The 17,919-nt window shown below is 70.5% G+C and carries 18 protein-coding genes; 12 read left to right on the top strand and 6 right to left on the bottom strand.

What is annotated here, in order from left to right; all coding sequences use genetic code 11:
- Positions 1–147: 147 nt before the first annotated feature.
- Entirely contained in the window at positions 148–1,491 is a 1,344-nt protein-coding gene (gene allB, locus ACGFWI_RS28235) for an allantoinase AllB (RefSeq protein ID WP_393908846.1), read from the top strand.
- The gene (alc, locus tag ACGFWI_RS28230) at positions 1,488–2,618 is read left to right on the top strand and encodes an allantoicase (RefSeq protein ID WP_393908845.1); all 1,131 of its coding nucleotides are present in this window, start codon (positions 1,488–1,490) and stop codon (positions 2,616–2,618) included. The genes allB and alc overlap by 4 nt, the downstream gene beginning before the upstream one ends.
- 62 nt (positions 2,619–2,680) lie before the next feature.
- Here the strand turns inward: alc and ACGFWI_RS28225 are convergent, their stop codons facing one another.
- Positions 2,681–2,866, bottom strand: a complete 186-nt coding sequence (locus ACGFWI_RS28225; RefSeq protein WP_393908844.1) for a hypothetical protein — start codon at positions 2,864–2,866, stop codon at positions 2,681–2,683.
- Positions 2,867–2,875: 9 nt separating this feature from the next.
- On the opposite strand from ACGFWI_RS28225, the gene ACGFWI_RS28220 reads away from it, so the two are divergent.
- Complete coding sequence (locus tag ACGFWI_RS28220; protein ID WP_393908843.1) at positions 2,876–3,355, top strand: Imm21 family immunity protein; 480 nt, start codon at positions 2,876–2,878, stop codon at positions 3,353–3,355.
- On the opposite strand, the gene ACGFWI_RS28215 is transcribed toward ACGFWI_RS28220, so the two are convergent.
- The 4 genes from ACGFWI_RS28215 to ACGFWI_RS28200 all read right to left on the bottom strand — a co-directional run bounded on the left by ACGFWI_RS28215 (position 3,298) and on the right by ACGFWI_RS28200 (position 7,819).
- Positions 3,298–3,978 carry a transcriptional regulator gene (locus ACGFWI_RS28215; RefSeq protein WP_393908842.1) on the bottom strand — a complete coding sequence of 227 codons (681 nt, stop codon included), beginning with the start codon at positions 3,976–3,978 and terminating at the stop codon, positions 3,298–3,300. The two genes, ACGFWI_RS28220 and ACGFWI_RS28215, sit on opposite strands and share 58 nt — an antisense overlap.
- Positions 3,979–4,103: 125 nt before the next feature.
- Positions 4,104–6,791, bottom strand: a complete 2,688-nt coding sequence (locus ACGFWI_RS28210) for a beta-N-acetylglucosaminidase domain-containing protein (RefSeq protein WP_393908841.1) — start codon at positions 6,789–6,791, stop codon at positions 4,104–4,106.
- A 175-nt stretch (positions 6,792–6,966) separates the two neighbouring features.
- The gene (locus ACGFWI_RS28205) at positions 6,967–7,158 is read right to left on the bottom strand and encodes a DUF6126 family protein (RefSeq protein WP_393908840.1); all 192 of its coding nucleotides are present in this window, start codon (positions 7,156–7,158) and stop codon (positions 6,967–6,969) included.
- Between the two features lie 34 nt (positions 7,159–7,192).
- Positions 7,193–7,819 carry a helix-turn-helix domain-containing protein gene (locus tag ACGFWI_RS28200; protein WP_393908839.1) on the bottom strand — a complete coding sequence of 209 codons (627 nt, stop codon included), beginning with the start codon at positions 7,817–7,819 and terminating at the stop codon, positions 7,193–7,195.
- A 104-nt stretch (positions 7,820–7,923) separates the two neighbouring features.
- Here ACGFWI_RS28200 and ACGFWI_RS28195 point away from each other — a divergent pair, with 104 nt between their 5' ends.
- The 4 genes from ACGFWI_RS28195 to ACGFWI_RS28180 all read left to right on the top strand — a co-directional run bounded on the left by ACGFWI_RS28195 (position 7,924) and on the right by ACGFWI_RS28180 (position 11,101).
- Positions 7,924–8,403 (top strand): RidA family protein, encoded by a 480-nt coding sequence (locus ACGFWI_RS28195; RefSeq protein ID WP_393908838.1) that lies wholly within the window; start codon positions 7,924–7,926, stop codon positions 8,401–8,403.
- A gap of 105 nt (positions 8,404–8,508) precedes the next feature.
- Positions 8,509–8,958 (top strand): ribonuclease domain-containing protein, encoded by a 450-nt coding sequence (locus ACGFWI_RS28190; RefSeq protein ID WP_393908837.1) that lies wholly within the window; start codon positions 8,509–8,511, stop codon positions 8,956–8,958.
- Positions 8,959–9,461: 503 nt separating this feature from the next.
- Positions 9,462–10,130, top strand: a complete 669-nt coding sequence (locus ACGFWI_RS28185; protein ID WP_393908836.1) for a bifunctional 4-hydroxy-2-oxoglutarate aldolase/2-dehydro-3-deoxy-phosphogluconate aldolase — start codon at positions 9,462–9,464, stop codon at positions 10,128–10,130.
- A 143-nt stretch (positions 10,131–10,273) separates the two neighbouring features.
- Positions 10,274–11,101, top strand: a complete 828-nt coding sequence (locus ACGFWI_RS28180; RefSeq protein WP_393908835.1) for a transporter substrate-binding domain-containing protein — start codon at positions 10,274–10,276, stop codon at positions 11,099–11,101.
- Positions 11,102–11,325: 224 nt separating this feature from the next.
- Here ACGFWI_RS28180 and ACGFWI_RS28175 read toward each other — a convergent pair whose 3' ends face one another.
- Entirely contained in the window at positions 11,326–11,739 is a 414-nt protein-coding gene (locus tag ACGFWI_RS28175; protein WP_393908834.1) for a VOC family protein, read from the bottom strand.
- An 846-nt stretch (positions 11,740–12,585) separates the two neighbouring features.
- On the opposite strand from ACGFWI_RS28175, the gene ACGFWI_RS28170 reads away from it, so the two are divergent.
- The 5 genes from ACGFWI_RS28170 to ACGFWI_RS28150 all read left to right on the top strand — a co-directional run bounded on the left by ACGFWI_RS28170 (position 12,586) and on the right by ACGFWI_RS28150 (position 17,889).
- Positions 12,586–13,305, top strand: coding sequence for a GntR family transcriptional regulator (locus tag ACGFWI_RS28170; protein ID WP_393908874.1), 720 nt, complete (start codon positions 12,586–12,588; stop codon positions 13,303–13,305).
- 483 nt (positions 13,306–13,788) lie between these two features.
- Positions 13,789–14,811 carry a substrate-binding domain-containing protein gene (locus ACGFWI_RS28165; protein ID WP_393908833.1) on the top strand — a complete coding sequence of 341 codons (1,023 nt, stop codon included), beginning with the start codon at positions 13,789–13,791 and terminating at the stop codon, positions 14,809–14,811.
- A 227-nt stretch (positions 14,812–15,038) separates the two neighbouring features.
- Complete coding sequence (locus tag ACGFWI_RS28160; RefSeq protein ID WP_393908873.1) at positions 15,039–16,013, top strand: sugar ABC transporter substrate-binding protein; 975 nt, start codon at positions 15,039–15,041, stop codon at positions 16,011–16,013.
- Positions 16,010–17,083, top strand: coding sequence for an ABC transporter permease (locus tag ACGFWI_RS28155; protein ID WP_393908832.1), 1,074 nt, complete (start codon positions 16,010–16,012; stop codon positions 17,081–17,083). The genes ACGFWI_RS28160 and ACGFWI_RS28155 overlap by 4 nt, the downstream gene beginning before the upstream one ends.
- Positions 17,080–17,889, top strand: coding sequence for an ATP-binding cassette domain-containing protein (locus tag ACGFWI_RS28150; RefSeq protein WP_393908831.1), 810 nt, complete (start codon positions 17,080–17,082; stop codon positions 17,887–17,889). Before ACGFWI_RS28155 ends, ACGFWI_RS28150 begins: the two co-directional genes overlap by 4 nt.
- The last annotated feature ends 30 nt before the right edge of the window (positions 17,890–17,919 follow it).

The raw sequence follows: 17,919 nt of genomic DNA, 5'->3' as shown, positions 1-17,919 counted from the left end.
CGGCGTGAAGACTCATTCAACAGACTGTTGAATTACGCAGTCGTTCCTGCGTGCCTTCCGTGCCCCGGACGCCACGGCCTCCCTCGGCGGCCGTGCACCCCGCACGCCGTCACGCCACGATGAAGACAGATACGAGGAGGGGACCGGGTGTCCGAAACAGAGCTGGTGCTGCGCTCCACACGCGTCGTCACCCCGCAGGGGACGCGCGCCGCGTCCGTCGTCGTCAAGGACGGCAAGATCGCCGCGGTGCTGTCGCACGACGCCGAGGCTCCGGCCGGGGCGCGGGTCAGGGACTTCGGTGACGACGTCCTGCTGCCCGGCCTCGTCGACACCCACGTCCACGTCAACGACCCCGGCCGCACCGAGTGGGAGGGCTTCTGGACCGCCACCCGCGCGGCCGCGGCCGGCGGTATCACCACCCTCGTGGACATGCCGCTCAACAGCCTCCCGCCCACCACGACCACCGCCCACCTCGACACCAAGCGCGAGGTGGCCCGCAGCAAGGCCCATATCGACGTCGGCTTCTGGGGCGGCGCCATCCCCGGCAACGTCAAGGATCTGCGTCCGCTGCACGACGCGGGCGTCTTCGGCTTCAAATGCTTTCTCTCGCCCTCTGGTGTGGACGAGTTCCCCGAGCTCGGCCAGGAGCAACTGGCCGCCGCCCTGGGGGAGATCGCCGGATTCGACGGCCTGCTGATCGTGCACGCCGAGGACCCGGGCCATCTGGGCGCCGCACCCGAGCCGCACGGCCCCAAGTACGCCGACTTCCTCGCCTCCCGCCCGCGCATCTCCGAGAACGACGCCATCGCCGGGCTGATCGTGCTCGCCCAGCGGCTCGACGCGCGGGTACACGTCCTGCATCTGTCCTCCAGCGACGCGCTCCCGCTGATCGCCGCCGCCAAGCGCGAGGGCGTCAAGATCACCGTCGAGTCCTGCCCGCACTTCCTGACCCTGACCGCCGAGGAAATCCCGGACGGCGCAACGGAGTTCAAGTGCTGCCCGCCGATCCGTGAGGCCGCCAACCAGGACGCGCTGTGGGAGGGACTGGCCGACGGCACCATCGACTGCATCGTCTCCGACCACTCGCCCTCCACCGCCGACCTCAAGACCGCCGACTTCGGCGCGGCCTGGGGCGGCATCTCCTCCCTCCAGCTCGGCCTGCCCGCGATCTGGACCGAGGCGCGCGAGCGCGGTCACACCCTCGATGACGTCGTGCGCTGGATGGCGACCGCACCGGCGGCGCTGGCCGGCCTCGGCCACAAGGGCGCCATCGAGCCCGGCCGGGACGCGGACTTCGCGGTCCTCGCCCCCGAGGAGACCTTCACCGTCGACCCGAAGGCCCTCCAGCACCGCAACAAGATCACCGCATACGCCGGCAAGACCCTGCACGGCGTCGTACGGTCCACCTGGCTGCGCGGCCGGCAGATCAACGACGGCGCCACCCTCGCCGAACCCACCGGCGAGCTGCTCGAACGGCCGCACCGCGCATGACCGCCACCGGCCTTCCCCGCTACACCGGCGACGCAGGCCCGTACGCCGGCGGCGACCCCTACGCCGACTATCGCACCCCCGGCCCCGCCGGTTTCCCCTTCGCCCACCTCCCCGACCTCGCCGACCGGCGACTGGGCGCCGGTGTGCTCGCTGCCAACGATGAGTTCTTCGCCGAGCGGGAGAACCTCCTCAGGCCCGAGCCCGCCCACTTCGACCCCGAGGCCTTCGGCCACAAAGGCAAGATCATGGACGGCTGGGAGACCCGCCGGCGGCGCGGCAGCGACGCAGCGCACCCGTTCCCGGCGGACGAGGACCACGACTGGGCGCTGATCCGGCTCGGCGCGCCCGGCGTGATCCACGGCATCATCGTCGACACCGCCCACTTCCGCGGCAACTACCCGCAGTCCGTCGGCGTCGAGGGGACCTGCGTCGAGGGCTCCCCGTCGCCGGCCGAACTCCTCGCCGCCGATGTGCCCTGGACGACCCTCGTCCCGCGCACCGCCATCGGCGGGCACGCCGCCAACGGCTTCGCCGTCGACACTGCCCGCCGCTTCACCCATCTGCGCCTCAATCAGCACCCCGACGGCGGCGTGGCCCGCCTCCGCGTCCACGGTGAGGTCGTCCCCGCGCCCGGCTGGCTGGCCGCGCTGGGCACCTTCGACGTCGTCGCGCTGGAGAACGGCGGCCGGGTCGAGGACGCCTCGGACCGCTTCTACTCCTCGCCCACCCACACCATCCAGCCCGGCCGCGCACGCAAGATGGACGACGGCTGGGAGACCCGGCGCCGCCGCGGCACCGGCCACGACTGGGTCCGCTACCGCCTCACCGAGCAGTCCGTGATCCGCGCCGTGGAGATCGACACCGGCTACCTCAAGGGGAACTCCGCAGGCTGGGCAGCACTGCTCGGACGCGACGGAGAGCACGGTGACTGGGTCGAACTGCTGCCCCGCACCCGCCTGCAGCCCGACACCGTCCACCGCTTCCTACTGGCCGGCGCACCACTCGCCACCCATGTCCGGATCGACATCTTTCCGGACGGCGGCATAGCCCGGCTGCGTCTGCACGGCTCACTCACCGAGGAGGGCGCGCGCCGGCTCGGCGCCCGCCACGACGAGCTGAACGGCTGACAGCGGAAGCCGGCCGGTGGCACTGACGGATGGCATGGCCAGGGCCACCGGCCGACGACCCCTCAAACCCCCACCCCGCCCACGACGGTGCGCTCCTGGCCGGTGAACCCGCCCGTCAGCAACGGAAGCGCCTCCGCAATCGCGGCCTCCGCCTCCGCCTCCGGCAGTAGCAGCGCGGCGTCATGCTGCTCCCTGGACTCCCACCGCTCGTCCACCCGGACCATGTCCGGGTCGATGGAGGGCGGCACACTGACGGTATGAGTCCCTCTTCGTCCACCGCAGTCGACGCCTCTCCTGCCTCCCCTGTCCGGGTGGAGTCGATGGGTGGTCCTTTGCTCGTCATTCCCGTGTCCGCGCTTGCGGCATGGCATGGGAGCACGCCCTCCGGGGGCATCGCGGGAGACGGGACGGCTCCGGACGACTACGACCGGGCCTGTGAGGTGGACGGTCTGGCCGGCGCGATCACCGTGGACGAGAGCGGGACGCAGGCACTGGTGCTGGCCGACGAGCCGGCCATCAGCTGCTATCTGCCCGAGCACCGGGCATTTCTGCGCCGGCTCGCCGCCGACTCCGCTTCCGGGCTGATGGCCGCGGCCGAGGCTGTCTTCGCGGACCCCGCCGCCCCGTGGGAGGAGTGCGGCACTTGGATGTCGGAGATGCTTCCGGCCGCAAGCCCGGATCACTCGGCGACGGAGTTCCAGAACATGAGTTCATACGCCTGGAGAAGGCGGCCGTAGCGGTGCGCCGTGGACGGCTCCGCCTGGCCGGTGTCGAGGCCGTGCTGCACCGCCGCGCGTGCCCTCTCGTCGACGGCCGGGGCCGGCTCGGCGAAGAAGCCGAAGAACCCACAAGCCTCCTCGGGGAAGGCGTAGTGGTCACGCATCGCGGCCTCGATGACCGCGCAATAGCCGCCCCACGCCGCGAAGTTGGCGGTCAGTGCGATCGCCACGTCGGCCGGCTCGCCGCCGAGGGCGAGCCGTGCCGCATACGAGGGGTACGCCTGGCAGCCGGGGCGCGGCTGGTACTCCGCGATCTCCCGCTCGCTCAGCTCACATGCGTCCGCCAGCCCGGCCAGCTGCTTCAGGGCCAGCGCCTCGCCCCGGGCCAGCAGATCGAAGAAGTCGGCCACGGGCGGGTCGCCGTCCGCCCGTCGCGCCAGATGCTGGAAGCTGAGCCGGTCGGCGCTGATCACGTGGTGCTGTTCGAGGGCGAAGGTGGCGAACACGGAGCGCGGCGCCGCACCCGCCTCGATCCGCGAGACCAGCCGGTTGGCATCGGTGTCCGGGGCGAGTACACGCACCGCGTCCTCGAGCACGGCGGCCGCGTTCGGACGAGGGGCATCGGGCGCAGGTCGGGCCATGGGTGGTCTCCTCCGGGGCGAGGGCGGCGGCCAGAGCCTCAGAGTAGGACGCACGGAGGAGACCGAGGGCCCGATGACGCGGGCCCGTCAGGAAATGGCGGTTCCCTTCAGCCCCTTGGCCCCCCTCAGCGCAGAATCACCTCATTGACCTCGGGCGCCGCTGCCCCGTCCCGCCAGGCCAGGCGCACGGCCCCGATCGCGCCGCCGCCCGCCGCGAGCCGCGTATAGGCCCCGGACAGCGTGCCGAGCGTGCGCCAGGCACCGCCCGTACGGACCTCGACCCTCGCCGCCCCGGCGGGTGCGCCCTGCGGCCGCAGGACGATGACGGACCGTGCCGTGCGGGGCGCGTCGGGGGTGAACTCCAGCGTCTCACCGGACTGCGCCGCCCGCGCCGCGTGATAGACCGTCGCCGGGTCACCGTCCCCCGCCGACCGCAGCGCGCTGCCCGCCGCCGCGGGCGGACCGCCGGTCACCGTCGCCGCATCGGCGCCGGCCACCTCGAACTCCCTTACCACCAGCCAGTTGTCCTGCGCCTGAGTGGCCCGCGCCCGGACGTACCGGGCCCTGGCGCCGGCCGGGGGCTCGGCGTGGACCTCGGCCTTCCCGTCGAACGCGGCCAACTGCTGCCAGTTCTTGTGGTCCGACGAATACTCCAGGACGCCGTGCCGCAGATAGTCGTCCGGGCTGCCGCTCTTGCCCATCGCCAGCCGGACGGTGCCCAGCGGACGCTCCGCATGCAGATCCAGCTCCACGAAGGAGCCGGGCTTGGGCCCGGCGCTGCTCCAGAAGTAGGTGGCGTCATCACCATCGGCCATCCGGGAGACCGCGTTGTCCTGGTAGACCGACAGATCCGTCGTCCCCTTCGGACGGCCGACGACGCCCAGCGTCTCGTCATGCGCGGCCACCGCATCCTCGACGAACGTGTCCAGCACCCCGTCCGCCACCAGTACCGGAACCCTCTTCCCCGACATGTCGACATACACGAACGACGTGGCGTTCTTCACCAACTCCGGGATTTGCTGCCGCAGTTGCCAGGCCTTCGCGCCGTCGCCCGCCTTGGTCGCCTCGATCAGCTGAAGGGCGGTACGCGCCGCGACGCCCCAGGCCTGGGTCGCGTCCAGCCAGGGTCCGCTGTCCTTGACGAAACCCCGGTCGGCGAGCCGGTCACGCAGCACCGCCGGCGCGTCCTGCAGGTTCCGCAGCACCCCGTCCAGCCGACGGGCATCCCCGTCCTTGCCGAACTCCGCGATGGCGGCGGCCAGTTCGGGTGCCTGCTTCGGATTGAGTGACGAGGCGTAATGGGCATCGGCGAAGGCCCGCAGCGCCCGTGTCGTACGGGCGTCGCCACCGGCCAGTTCCTCGATCGCCGCGCCCCATGAGGCACGGGCGTCATACGCGGTGTCGTTCCACGCGTAGTCGGCCACCGTGTACAGCGCGAGCTTGGACGCGGCAGGCTGGATCATCGGGTTCGCGGTGATCCCCGCCAGCTGCTCCGGCAGCCCCTTCTCCCGGCCGTTGAACGGCCCCAGCAGCAGCCGGTTGGTCACATAGTCGTTGACCGGGTAGTTGTCCCAGGTCAGGATCCGGTGCCCGAACACCTCCCGGGCCTGCCGCGCCTGGGCGACGCTCATCGTCGGCGCGATCACCCCCACGCCCGTCCACTCGACCAGCACATTCCTGTCCAGCTGGGTGGCCAGCGCCTTCTTGTACGGCGACGGCTTCACGTCGTAGTACTCGGTCGGCACCATCTGCAGCGGCTCGGCGTCCGGATGCCTGGCGATGAACTCCTGTTGGACGCGATTGAGCAGATGGGCCTGCGCCGCCCCCGCCGCCCCGCCACCGGTCCCGAACGCGTCCTTGTCCGCCGCGCAGTTCCAGTTCGTGTAACTGATGTCGTCCAACGGCACCGCGAAGGTCCGCACACCGATGTCCCACAGTGTCTGGAACTTGGCGGTCAGCGCCTGGAGATCCGCGTCGGAGCTGTAGCAGACGGACAGCCCCGGGGAGAGCGCATAGGTGAACTCCACATGCCGCTCGTGAGCCCGGTCCACCAGCTCCTTGAGGTGCGCGAGCTGATCCGCGGGGTACGGGTCATGCCACTTCTCCCGCAGATAGGGGTCGTCCTTCGGCGAGTACACATAGATGTTCATCTTGTGCTCGCCGTAGAAGTCGAGCTGGTCGAGCCGGGCCTCGTGCGACCACGGGGTTCCGTAGAAGCCCTCGATGACACCGCGCAACGGGGTGGCCGGCCAGTCCCATACGGCGGTGCCCCGCACCTGGGCGCCCGGCCGCTCCCGGTGGGGCAGCAGCTGCCGCAGCGACTGCGCGGCGTAATACGTACCGGCGGCGTCCTTGCCGGACAGCGCGATCCGGCCGTCGCCCACGGCCAGCGCATAGCCCTCGGCGGGCAGCTGGTCGGTGCCCCGCGCCCCCATGTCCTGCAACGCCCGCGCCGCGCCCGCACCGTCCACATACACCGCCAACTGCCCGCCGCCCGGCGCCCGTCCGGCCCGTACGACCCGGTCCGCACCGGCGTCCTTGAGCGACTTCTCGACGACGGCCAGTGCCGGGGCATCGGTGTCCGGCCCGGCGACGACGGTCACGGAGGGGGTGATGGTGACCCGGTCGGACCGGCTTCGGACGGAACGGGGCGTGGGGGAGACGGATCGGGAACCGGCAACTCCGGGTCTGTCCCCGGGACCGTCGTGCCCCGCTTTCCCGCCGCCGCCCGGCGGCCCCGCCATGCCCGTCAGGGGGAGCACGGCCAAGGCCACGGCCAACGCGGTGGCCGCCGCGGTACGCGTACGGTGCATCCTTCGGTCCTCCTCGGTGCGGCGAGGTGCAGGGACGAGAGTCGTGCGAGCCTTCGCGCCAGCAGGCTTCACCTGCCCGCCGCACCGGGGCAATGGACTTTCGCACCGAAGAGATGGACGTTGCCGAGCCGGGGGCCCTCCGCAGCGGTACGGCAGGGACCGGCCCGGCGCAGCGTCACCGCGTCTTGGCGACGATCACCAAGAAGCTCAGGAACGCCAACAGCACATGCGTCGCCACGACATAGATGAACACCCGCACATACAGCCCGCGCGGTGGCTTGTCCTCCTTGTACGTCCGGGCGGCGGACCCCGCCGCGGGCAGTGGCTCCGACGCCGGAGGAACGGCAGGAGTGGTCTGTTCAGGCACGACGTACGGTCCTTTCAAGAACGGCGCCCAGGGCTCACAGCCCGCGGCGCCTCGCGTCGTCGCCGAGGCACAGCTCGGCGGCCCCGCTCTGCAGCAGCGTGTGGACGAACAACAGCTCCGTCCCGCCCGCTGAGGCAGCGGCGATACGGTGAGGGGTCAGCGAGTCGAAGTGCGCAGCGTCCCCCGGGTCCAGCACATGCACCGCCGCGCCGAGCGTCAGCCGCAGCTGCCCGTCCAGGACGTACAGCCACTCCTCGCCCGGATGCACCCGCACCAGATCGCCCTGCGCCCGCTGTGGCACATGGACCCGCAGCGCCTGCATCGCCCGCCCGGCGCCGCCCACGGTCCAGTACGTCCAGCCGCCGGCCTCCGACGGCTCGGTACGGCCCGCGCGCATGATCGGGTCCCGCTCCGGCGCGGTCTCGCCGAGCAGGTCGGATACCGTGGTGCCGTAGGTGCGGGCCAGCGCCAGCAGCATCGGCAAGGACGGCTGCCGCTGATTGGTCTCCAGCCGCGACAGATGCGCGGGCGAGAGTCCCACCAGCCGGGCCGCCGTCTCCAGCGTGAGACCGCTGCGTCTGCGCAGGTCACGAAGGCGCGGTGCGACGGTGGACAAGTCCTCAGGCGGAGCGCCGGCGGGCTCGTCGGGGAGCTCGGTCATATCCCCGGTATAACGACACTTCGCCTCTCGGGCAAAAGATTTGCCTGAGAGGCAAAAAGAGGATGTCTTCGGTGGGCGCCCGACGGTTGCGGGAGAATGCCCGGGTGATCGAAGGCATCCACACCGAGAACGCCCCGTTCGTACGCTTCCCCGACGGCACGGAGCCGCCGTTGTCGCAGGCCATCAGGTCCGGTGACCTGGTCTTCACGTCCGGGCAGGGTCCACTTGACCCTGCTACGCACGAGATTCCGGCTGACTTCGCGGCTCAGGTGCAGCAGGTTCTGAGCAACCTTGTCGCGGTCCTCGTCGCGGCGGGCAGCAGCAAGGACCTGATCATCAAGTGCACCTGCTACCTCAGCGACAGGAGGGACTTCGCGACGTTCAATCGCGTGTACCGGGAGTTCTTCGCGGACTGTTCGCCGGTACCCGCCAGGACCACGGTCGTCACGCAACTCGTGCGTGACGGCGTGCTCGTCGAGATCGACGGTGTTCCGCCGTCGCCGGGACCTGACGCGGGCAGGCACACCGGTCAGCCGTTTTCACCGCCGCAGGGTGTCTTATCGGCGGTGATGGCTGACGCGTGATCGTGCCCGGTGGCGGCGTCCGATGGGCTGAAGGTGTGAACTCCTGGAAAACTTCCGCCCGTTGGGATTGACAGGATCATGTCTACGCGCGTCATTCTGGTGGGCATGAGAATCCCCCCACGGATCACCAGGATCGGCGCCGCCGGCGCCCTCGCTTCGGCCCTTCTCATCGGCGGGACCGCGGTCGCCGCCACGCCTGCCGTCGCCACGACCCACTCGGCCACCTCGTACGCCGCGACGGCGCACGTCACGTCCGTGCACGTCAAGGACGTCGGCAAGGCCTGCTACTCCAAGCTGCCTTCGCAGGCCCACGACACCCTCGATCTGATCGCGAAGGGCGGGCCCTACCCGTACCCGAAGGACGGGACGGTCTTCGACAACCGGGAGGGCATCCTCCCGTCCCAGAGCTCGGACTACTACCACGAGTTCACCGTCATCACGCCGGGCTCGCCCGACCGCGGTGCCCGACGCATTGTGGCCGGCGAAAAGAAGGACGAGGACTACTACACGGCCGACCACTACAAGACGTTCGATCTCGTCGACCGCAACTGCTGAAGCCGATAGCTGGCGACGGGTTGCGCGGCAGTCGGCTTGAGATGCCGTCGGGTTGAGAGTCCGGCGGGCTGACGGAACGACGACGGGCCGAGACGCCGCCCGCACGAAGAGCAACAGAGCGGCACGACAACGAAACAGGAGAGCAACGGGGGCGCCGGGCCTGGTCAGGGCCCGGCGCCCCCATCCCGCGGCGGCCAGGGTGCACATGCACCCCGGCCGCCGCCGTGCTGTGCGCCGGTGCTGCGCGCCCATTTCGTGCGCCCCCTCCCACCTCCCTCTTCTTCCCATTCTCGGCAGAAGGGGCGCACGGGGCGCACCCCCGAGGGAGGATTGTCAGTGGCTCCCGGTAGCGTTTCGGCAGAAACGAGGAGCGGGCGGGCATCAGCGGAATAAGACCATGTGAGGTCAGCTGCTGCGGCACGCCCCGGAAAGTGCCGTATCCGCCGTGGGGGAACGGTGAGCCGGCATGGAGCGCTGGAGACAAGGAAGGACGGCGAACTGCCGTGTATCGCTGGGAGATCACCCGGGCCGCACTGGCGCAGCGGGTTTTCGCCATCGTCCGTAGCAGAACCTATGACGAGGCGAGCGCCACGGCCGACACCCTGCTGTCGGCCGGCATCACCAGCCTGGAGATATCCCTCACCACCCCCTTCGCCCTGGAGGCGGTCACGACGCTCACCCGCGAGCTGGGTGACGACGCCATCATCGGCGCGGGCACGGTCCTTGACGCGGTATCGGCCCGGATGGCGGTCGACGCGGGCGCCCGCTACCTCGTCTCACCGAGCCTCGACGCCGAGGTCATCCGTACCGGCCACCGCTATGGCATCCCGGTGTTCCCCGGGGTGTCGACGCCGACCGAGATGGTCCGCGCGCTCGAACTCGGCGCGGACGCCCTCAAGCTGTTCCCCGCCTCGGCGCACGACCCGGCCTGGCTGGCCGAGGTCCGTGCCGCACTGCCGCAGGTGCCGCTGCTGCCGACGGGCGGGGTGACGGTCGACAGCGCGCCGGAGTGGATCGCGGCGGGTGCGGTCGCCGTCGGCATGGGAGCGGCGCTCTCCGAGGGCGACCGTGACACCGTCGCCAAGCGCGCCGCCGACCTCCTCAACCGCCTGGACGAAGCCGCCCCCGACCACCCGACGACCAGAGGTACCGCGGACCTCTACGAGGACTGACGGCCCGTCGGCTCGCCGCCGCTCCGGTCCCTTCGGCCGTCCCACTGGCCGGTCAAGGGGTTCACCTGAACCACGGGCTCTGCCACCCTGAGCGCTTCGATCAGGTGATCACGCCGCCGCGTCCAGGAGTCACAGGAGCCCCCATGAAGCGCGCCGCCACCCTCTCCGCCCTGGCCTGTCTGCTCGCCGTCACCGCCGCCGCCCCGGCGGTGTCGGACGCACCCGCCGGGGGAGGGGGAGCCGCACCCGCAGCCGCCGGGAAAGCGTCGGCCCTCGACACCATCCCCCGGCGCGGTGTGCTGCGTGTCTGCACCACCGGCGACTACCGCCCCTTCAGCCACCTCGACCCCAAGACCGGTACCTACAGCGGGGTGGACATCAAGATGGCCGAGGACCTCGCCAAGAGCCTCGACGCCAGGCCCCGTTACGTGGCCACGACCTGGGCCAAGCTCGTCGGCGACCTGTCGGCCGGCCGCTGTGACATCGCCATGGGCGGCGTCTCGGTCACCCTCCCGCGGGCCCGGTCCGTCTACTTCAGCGAGCCCACCCGCACCGACGGCAAGACGCCCATCGTGCGCTGCGCGGACAAGGACAAGTACCAGACCCTGCAGCAGATCGACCGGCCCGGAACCAAGGTCGTCGTCAACCCCGGGGGCACCAACGAGGAGTTCGCCCGCGCCCACCTCAAGCAGGCCGCCATTACGGTCCACCCGGACAACACCACGATCTTCGACGAGATCATCGCGGGCCGCGCGGACGTGATGATGACCGACGCCAGCGAGACCCGCTACCAGGCCAAGATCCACCCCGAACTCTGCTCGCTCCACCCGGACAAGCCCTTCTCCTTCTCCGAGAAGGCCTACGCCCTGCCCCGCGGCGACAACGAGTTCAAGGCGTATGTGGACCAGTGGGTGCACCTGGCCACCCATGACGGGACGTACCGGAAGTACGAGGACGCCTGGATGAAGTAGCACATCCGCGGTTGCGCGCCGTATTGGAGCGCCCGCTCTCGTACCGCCCCAGGTCTTCGGAGTCACGGGCAAGAGGCGGATGGCGAGTGGGCCGGTGCAGTGCGGGAGAGCGCGATGCTCGGTCTCGTGGCGGCGCAGGGGGCGGTGCTGCCGCTCAACGGTCCGGCGGGCGGCGGGGGTGAGGGGTGGTCGGGGCGGCTGAGGGGACTGCCGGCGCGGGTGCCTCAGGCGTTGGTACGGGGGCCGGTATCGGTGCCCGTTTCCCTGTCGGTGCCGGCATCGGGATGTGACCTCATGTGCCCAAGGACGTTGACGACCCGGCCGTTCGGATCCTTGACGAAGAAACGGCGGACGCCCCACTCCTCGTCCTGGAGCGACCGGACGACCTCTGCGCCGGTGGCCAGCACGGCTGCGTAGGCCGCGTCCACGTCGTCGACCTCGATGCTCATGTCAGGGACGACCGGCGCGGTCTTCTCGTGGGTCATGAAGGTGAGCTGCGCGGTGGGGTTGGCGGGGGAGGCGAGGGTCATGACCCAGCCCAGGTTCATGACTTCCTCGAACCCCAGCAGGCCGTAGAACGTGCGGTTTTCCTCCAGGGCATCGGACTGGATGTCGGGGACGACGCGACGTACGGGCATGGCCGGCTGACTCCTCGGGGAGGGGGCGGGGCGTTCAGAAGGGCGGGGCGTTCCTCAGCCTTTGGATATCAGAAATGGCCTCGGGTGTGCGGGGAACCGGGGGCTTGGGCATCGCCGCACGGATGACGAGGCGCGGTCGGGCGACGTGGGGGAGGTGCACCCGCTCCGGATGGCGGTGACCGACGAAGACAGCGGGGCGGCCGCCGCGGCCGAAGTGGCCCGGCGCTCCGGCCGGTTGGGCGCTCTGATCGCTTCCAGGGGGGCCGGCTCGCTCGCCCCCATGGGCGGCGGCACCCCTCGCGTACATCGCTCCCAAGACCGCCCTCGATGCGCCGCCCTCGATGCGCCGACCCGGATGCCGGCGGCCGGGTTGCGGGCCGAGGGTGTTGTGGTCGATGCGGTCTGCCCCGGCCGGGTCCGGTCTGCCCCGGCCGGGTGGTCACCGATGTGGACGGGTCGGGCGGCCGTCCGGTCGCGGAGGGCGCGGTCGGTGTCGTGTACGCGGCGACCCGCCCCGGCGACGACCCGACGGGCGGCTTCTCCGCGACGGTCGCCCGCTCCCTGGCCGGCCCCGCCCGAGCGCCAGGGCCCCGGGCCACCGGGTCCCGCCTTCACCCAGGCCCTCGCCCCGTAAGCCGGGCCCTCGCCCCGTAAGCCGGGCCCTCGCCCCGTGAGACCGGGCCCCCGCCCCGTAAGCCGAGCCTTGACCCGCAAGCCAGGCCTGGCCGCCTTGTCCGGACAATGTGACCTCCGGACTTCCCGTCATCTGCCCGGGCGGATACGCTCGCGAGCGTGGGGAAACGCGATACAGAAGCCCTGGGTGCCGAGAGCCCCGTCCAGTTCAGCGTGGACCGGAACAGTCCGGTCCCGTTGTATTTCCAGCTGTCCCAGCAACTGGAGGCGGCCATCGAGCACGGCAAGCTGGCTCCCGGCAGTCTGCTCGGCAACGAGATCGAGCTGGCCGGCCGGCTCGGCCTGTCCCGGCCGACGGTGCGGCAGGCGATCCAGTCGCTGGTCGACAAGGGGCTGCTGGTGCGCCGCCGCGGGATCGGCACCCAGGTCGTCCACAGCCAGGTCAAGCGCCCGCTGGAGCTGAGCAGCCTCTACGACGACCTGGAGGCGGCCGGGCAGAAGCCGGCCACCCGTGTGCTGCTCAACACCACCACCGAGGCCGACGCCGAGGTCGCCGCCGCGCTGGGTATCGCCGAGGGGGCCGAGGTCGCGCTGGTCGAGCGGCTGCGGCTGACGCACGGCGAGCCGGTCGCGCATCTGCGCAACCACCTTCCCGCGGGGCTGCTCAAGCTGGAGACCGCCGAGCTGGAGGGGACCGGTCTGTACCGCCTGATGCGGTCGGCCGGCATCACCCTGCACAGCGCCCGTCAGGCCGTCGGCGCACGCGCCGCGACCGCCGAGGAGGGCGCGCGGCTCGACGAGCCCGAGGGCGCCCCGCTGCTCACGATGCAGCGGACGACGTTCGACGACACCGGGCGCGCGGTGGAGTTCGGCTCGCATGTCTATCGCGCCTCCCGGTACGCCTTCGAGTTCCAACTGCTGGTACGGCCCTGAGTGGGGGAGGGCGCCCCTTCCCGGCCCTGAGTGGGCAAGGGAGACCCTTCCCGGCCTTGAGCGGGGGAGGGCGATCCGTCCTGGCCCTGAGCGGGAGGGTGATCCCTTCCGTGCCTGGGCGGCGGAGCAGTCGGCCGTGGGGCTGTGCTCCCGTCTCGGCGCTGCCCGATATCCGTCCCGGGCTGAGCGCGGTGCACGCCTCGTACGGCCCCCGAGGGTGGAATGCCGCGTCCGTTCCCACCGCGAGCGCGCCGAGCACCTCTGCGCCCCTCTGAGCGCCCCTGAGGGGTCCCCGGACCGGCCGCTTTCGCCGCCCCGAGCGCAACCGGGCGGACCGATATCGGCCGCAATGTCCCCCTATGGGACGCCCGCGAGGGACCCTCTCGTCAGAATGTTCTGACAAACCATTGACGCGGCTCTGCGCGCGCCGTTACAAACTCCTCCAGCCGCATTCCGGCGGCCGGGAGAAAAGGCGGTCCCACGATGATCGGCGTGCGTACGGCTAGCCCCCTCACTGTCCGCGGCGTCGCTGTGCGCGGCGTCGCCGCTTTACTGGCGATCGTCGCGCTGGCCACCGGGTGCAGTGCCGCCGGCGGGCAGGACGCCGAGGGCGCGGCCTCCGGGTCCGGGAAGGGCGCCGGCACCCCGCGCATGACCATCGGGATGGTCAGTCACTCCGGCGACGGCGACACCTTCTGGGACATCGTGCAGAACGGTGCCGAGCAGGCCGCCGCCAAGGACAATGTGAAGTTCCTGTATGCCCATGACAAGGAGGGTGGCCAGCAGGCCGCGCTGATCCAGTCCTACATCGATCAGAAGGTCGACGGGCTGATCGTCACCCTCGCCAAGCCGCAGGCCGTCAAGGCGGCCGTCAGCAAGGCCGTGGCGCAGGGCATCCCGGTCATCACCGTGAACTCCGGCGGCGAGTTCTCCCGGGCGTACGGGGCCCTGACCCACATCGGGCAGGACGAGTCGGTGGCCGGGCGGGCGGTCGGTGCGGAGCTGAACAGCCGGCACCGGAAGAAGGTCCTCTGCGTCCTGCACGAGCAGGGCAATGTATCGCTGGAGGACCGCTGTGCCGGCGTCCGCAAGGCCTTCCACGGGACGGTCGAGAACCTCGATGTCGACGGCACCAACGCGCCGGCCTCGCAGTCCTCTGTCGAGGCCAAGCTGCAGTCCGACAAGGCCATCGACGCGATCGTCACGCTCGGCGCCCCGATGGCCGCGATATCCGTCAAGGCCAAGGAACAGGCGGGCAGCTCCGCGCAGATCGCGACCTTCGATCTGAACTCCGCCGTCGTCAAGCTGCTCAAGGCCAAGGACGTCACCTTCGCCGTCGACCAGCAGCCCTATCTCCAGGGATACGAGGCGGTGGACCTGTTGTGGCTCCACCGCGCCAACGCCGATGTGCTCGGCGGCGGCAAGCCGGTGCTCACCGGCCCGGCCCTGGTCACCGAGAAGGACGTACCGAAGCTGACCGAATACACCGGGCGAGGCACCCGGTGAAGCCACAGGGAAGACGGGACCCGATGAACCGGGACAGATCACCGGTAACGGATACTTGGCCGGTTGGGCCCGGCCGACCGGTGCCGGAGCCGGTGCACGACACCGCAGGCGCACGGGCCGGCCGGTCCGGACAGCGCAGACAACCAACGCAGCCGACACGGCAGCATCAGCGGGAAGGGCGAGTCCTCGTGGCACGGGTTCGAAGGAGGGGACGCGTCGTCAGCGCCGTGCTGGCGGCGGCGCTCGGCGCCTCCCTGGCGGGGTGCAGCAGCACCGGAGGCCTGCGCGCCGAGCAGGAACGCGCCGCCAAGGCAGCCGGCGGCAAGGCCGCGGTGAACACCCCCAGGTGGACGTTCGCGATGGTCACCCACTCGGGAGACGGCGACACCTTCTGGGACATCGTCCAGAACGGCGCCCAGCAGGCCGCCGTCAAGGACAACATCAAGTTCCTCTACGGGCACGACAAGGAGGCCCAGCGGCAGAGCCAGCTGGTGCAGTCCTACATCGACCAGAAGGTCGACGGGCTGATCGTCTCGCTCGCCAAGCCCAACGCCATGAAGGACGTGGTCGCCAAGGCCGAGAAGGCCGGCATCCCGGTGATCACGGTGAACTCCGGTGCCGAGGAGTCCAAGGCGTTCGGTGCGCTCACGCACATCGGTCAGGACGAGACGGTGGCCGGCGAGGCGGTCGGCGAGGAGCTGAACAAGCGCGGCCGGAAGAAGGCCCTGTGTGTCCTGCACGAGCAGGGCAATGTCGGCCATGAGCAGCGCTGCGACGGCGCCAAGAAGACCTTCAAGGGCGATCTGCAGAAGCTGTATGTCGAGGGCACCAACATGCCCGATGTGCAGTCCTCCATCGAGTCCAAGCTGCAGGCGGACAGCTCCATCGACTCCGTCGTCACGCTCGGCGCGCCGTTCGCCCCCACCGCCGTCAAGGCCAAGGAGCAGGCCGGCAGCAAGGCCGAGATCGACACCTTCGACCTCAATGCCCAGGTCGCGACCGGTCTCAAGGACGGCAGCCTCGGCTTCGCCGTCGACCAGCAGCCCTACCTCCAGGGCTACGAGGCCATCGACCTGCTGTGGCTCTACAAGTACAACTCCGACGTCCTCGGCGGTGGCAAGCCGGTGCTCACCGGCCCCCAGGTGATCACCAAGAAGGACGCCGCCGCGCTCCAGGACTACACGAAGCGGGGGACGCGATGAGCCACACCGACGCACCGCCGCTGCCGCCCACGGGGCCGCCCGCCAAGAGCGCCGGCGACGAACGGCTGCTGCACCGTTCGCTGGCGCGCCGGCTGATGGGCCGCCCCGAATTGGGCTCGGTCGTCGGCGCCGCCGCGGTCTTCGTGTTCTTCTCGATCGTCGCCGAGCCGTTCCTGCAGGCCTCCAGCCTCTCCACCGTGCTCTACGCGTCCTCGACGATCGGCATCATGGCCGTGCCGGTGGCGCTGCTGATGATCGGCGGGGAGTTCGATCTCTCGGCCGGTGTCATGGTCGTCAGCTCGGCGCTGATCTCCTCGATGTTCAGCTACCAGATGACGGCCAACACCTGGGTGGGTGTCGGGGTGTCCCTGCTGGTCACCCTGGCCATCGGGGCCTTCAACGGCCTGCTGCTGACCCGTACGAAGCTGCCCAGCTTCATCATCACGCTGGGCACCTTCTTCATGCTGACAGGCCTCAACCTCGGCTTCACCAAGCTGATCAGCGGCACGGTCTCGACGAAGTCCATCGCCGACATGGAGGGCTTCGACTCGGCCCGTACGCTCTTCGCCTCGCATCTGACCCTCGGCAGCGTCGACATCCAGGTCACCATCCTGTGGTGGATCGTGCTGGTCGCCCTGGCCACCTGGATCCTGCTGCGCACCCGCGTCGGCAACTGGATCTTCGCGGTCGGCGGCAACGCCGATGCGGCGCGGGCGGTGGGTGTCCCGGTCACCAAGACCAAGATCGGCCTCTATATGGGCGTCGCCTTCGCCGCCTGGGTCTCCGGCCAGCATCTGCTGTTCTCGTACGACGCGATCCAGTCCGGCGACGGGGTGGGCAACGAGTTCCTGTACATCATCGCCGCGGCGGTCGGCGGCTGTCTGATGACCGGCGGCTTCGGCTCGGCGATCGGTGCCGCCGTCGGCGCCTTCATCTTCGGCATGGCCAGCAAGGGCATCGTCTACGCGCAGTGGAATCCGGACTGGTACAAGTTCTTCCTCGGCGCGATGCTGCTGCTCGCCACACTCCTGAACGCATGGGTCCGCAAGCGGGCGGAGGAAAAGGCATGACAGCGCTGGTCGAGCTGGCCGACGTCAGCAAGTACTACGGCAATGTCCGGGCGCTGGAAGGCGTGTCCCTGGAGGTGCACGCGGGGGAGATCTCCTGTGTGCTCGGTGACAACGGCGCCGGCAAATCCACCCTCATCAAGATCATCGCGGGGCTGCACCGGCACGACGCCGGTTCCTTCGCCATCGACGGCGAGGAGACCGGCCTCTCCTCCCCGCGCGAGGCCCTGGACCGCGGGATCGCCACCGTCTACCAGGACCTGGCCGTCGTTCCCCTGATGCCGGTGTGGCGGAATTTCTTCCTCGGCTCCGAGCCCACCACCGGGTCGGGCCCCTTCAAGCGGCTCGACGTCAAGACGATGCGCAGGACCACCCGCAGCGAGCTGCTGCGGATGGGCATCGACCTGCGCGATGTCGATCAGCCCATCGGCACCCTCTCGGGCGGCGAACGGCAGTGCGTGGCCATCGCCCGCGCCGTCTACTTCGGTGCCAAGGTCCTCGTCCTGGACGAGCCGACGGCGGCGCTCGGCGTCAAGCAGTCCGGCGTGGTCCTCAAGTACGTCGCGGCCGCGCGGGACGCCGGGCTCGGCGTGGTGTTGATCACCCACAACCCGCACCACGCCTATCTCGTCGGTGACCGCTTCGTGCTGCTCAAACGCGGCACGATGGCCGGCAGCCACGCCAAGTCGGAGATCGCACTGGAAGAGCTGACCCGCCAAATGGCGGGCGGCAGCGAGCTGGAACAGCTCAGCCATGAGCTCTCCCGGACCGCGACCCCGGAATTCCCCGGCGGCCATCGGCCCGAGTGATCACCACCACGCCCCGCACGGCCCCCGGTC

Origin of the sequence: Streptomyces sp. NPDC048434, assembly GCF_043200375.1 — a bacterium.
Taxonomy (GTDB): domain Bacteria; phylum Actinomycetota; class Actinomycetes; order Streptomycetales; family Streptomycetaceae; genus Streptomyces.
Note: the sequence above shows the minus strand (reverse complement) of the source record. Positions and strands in the feature narration are given on the sequence as shown.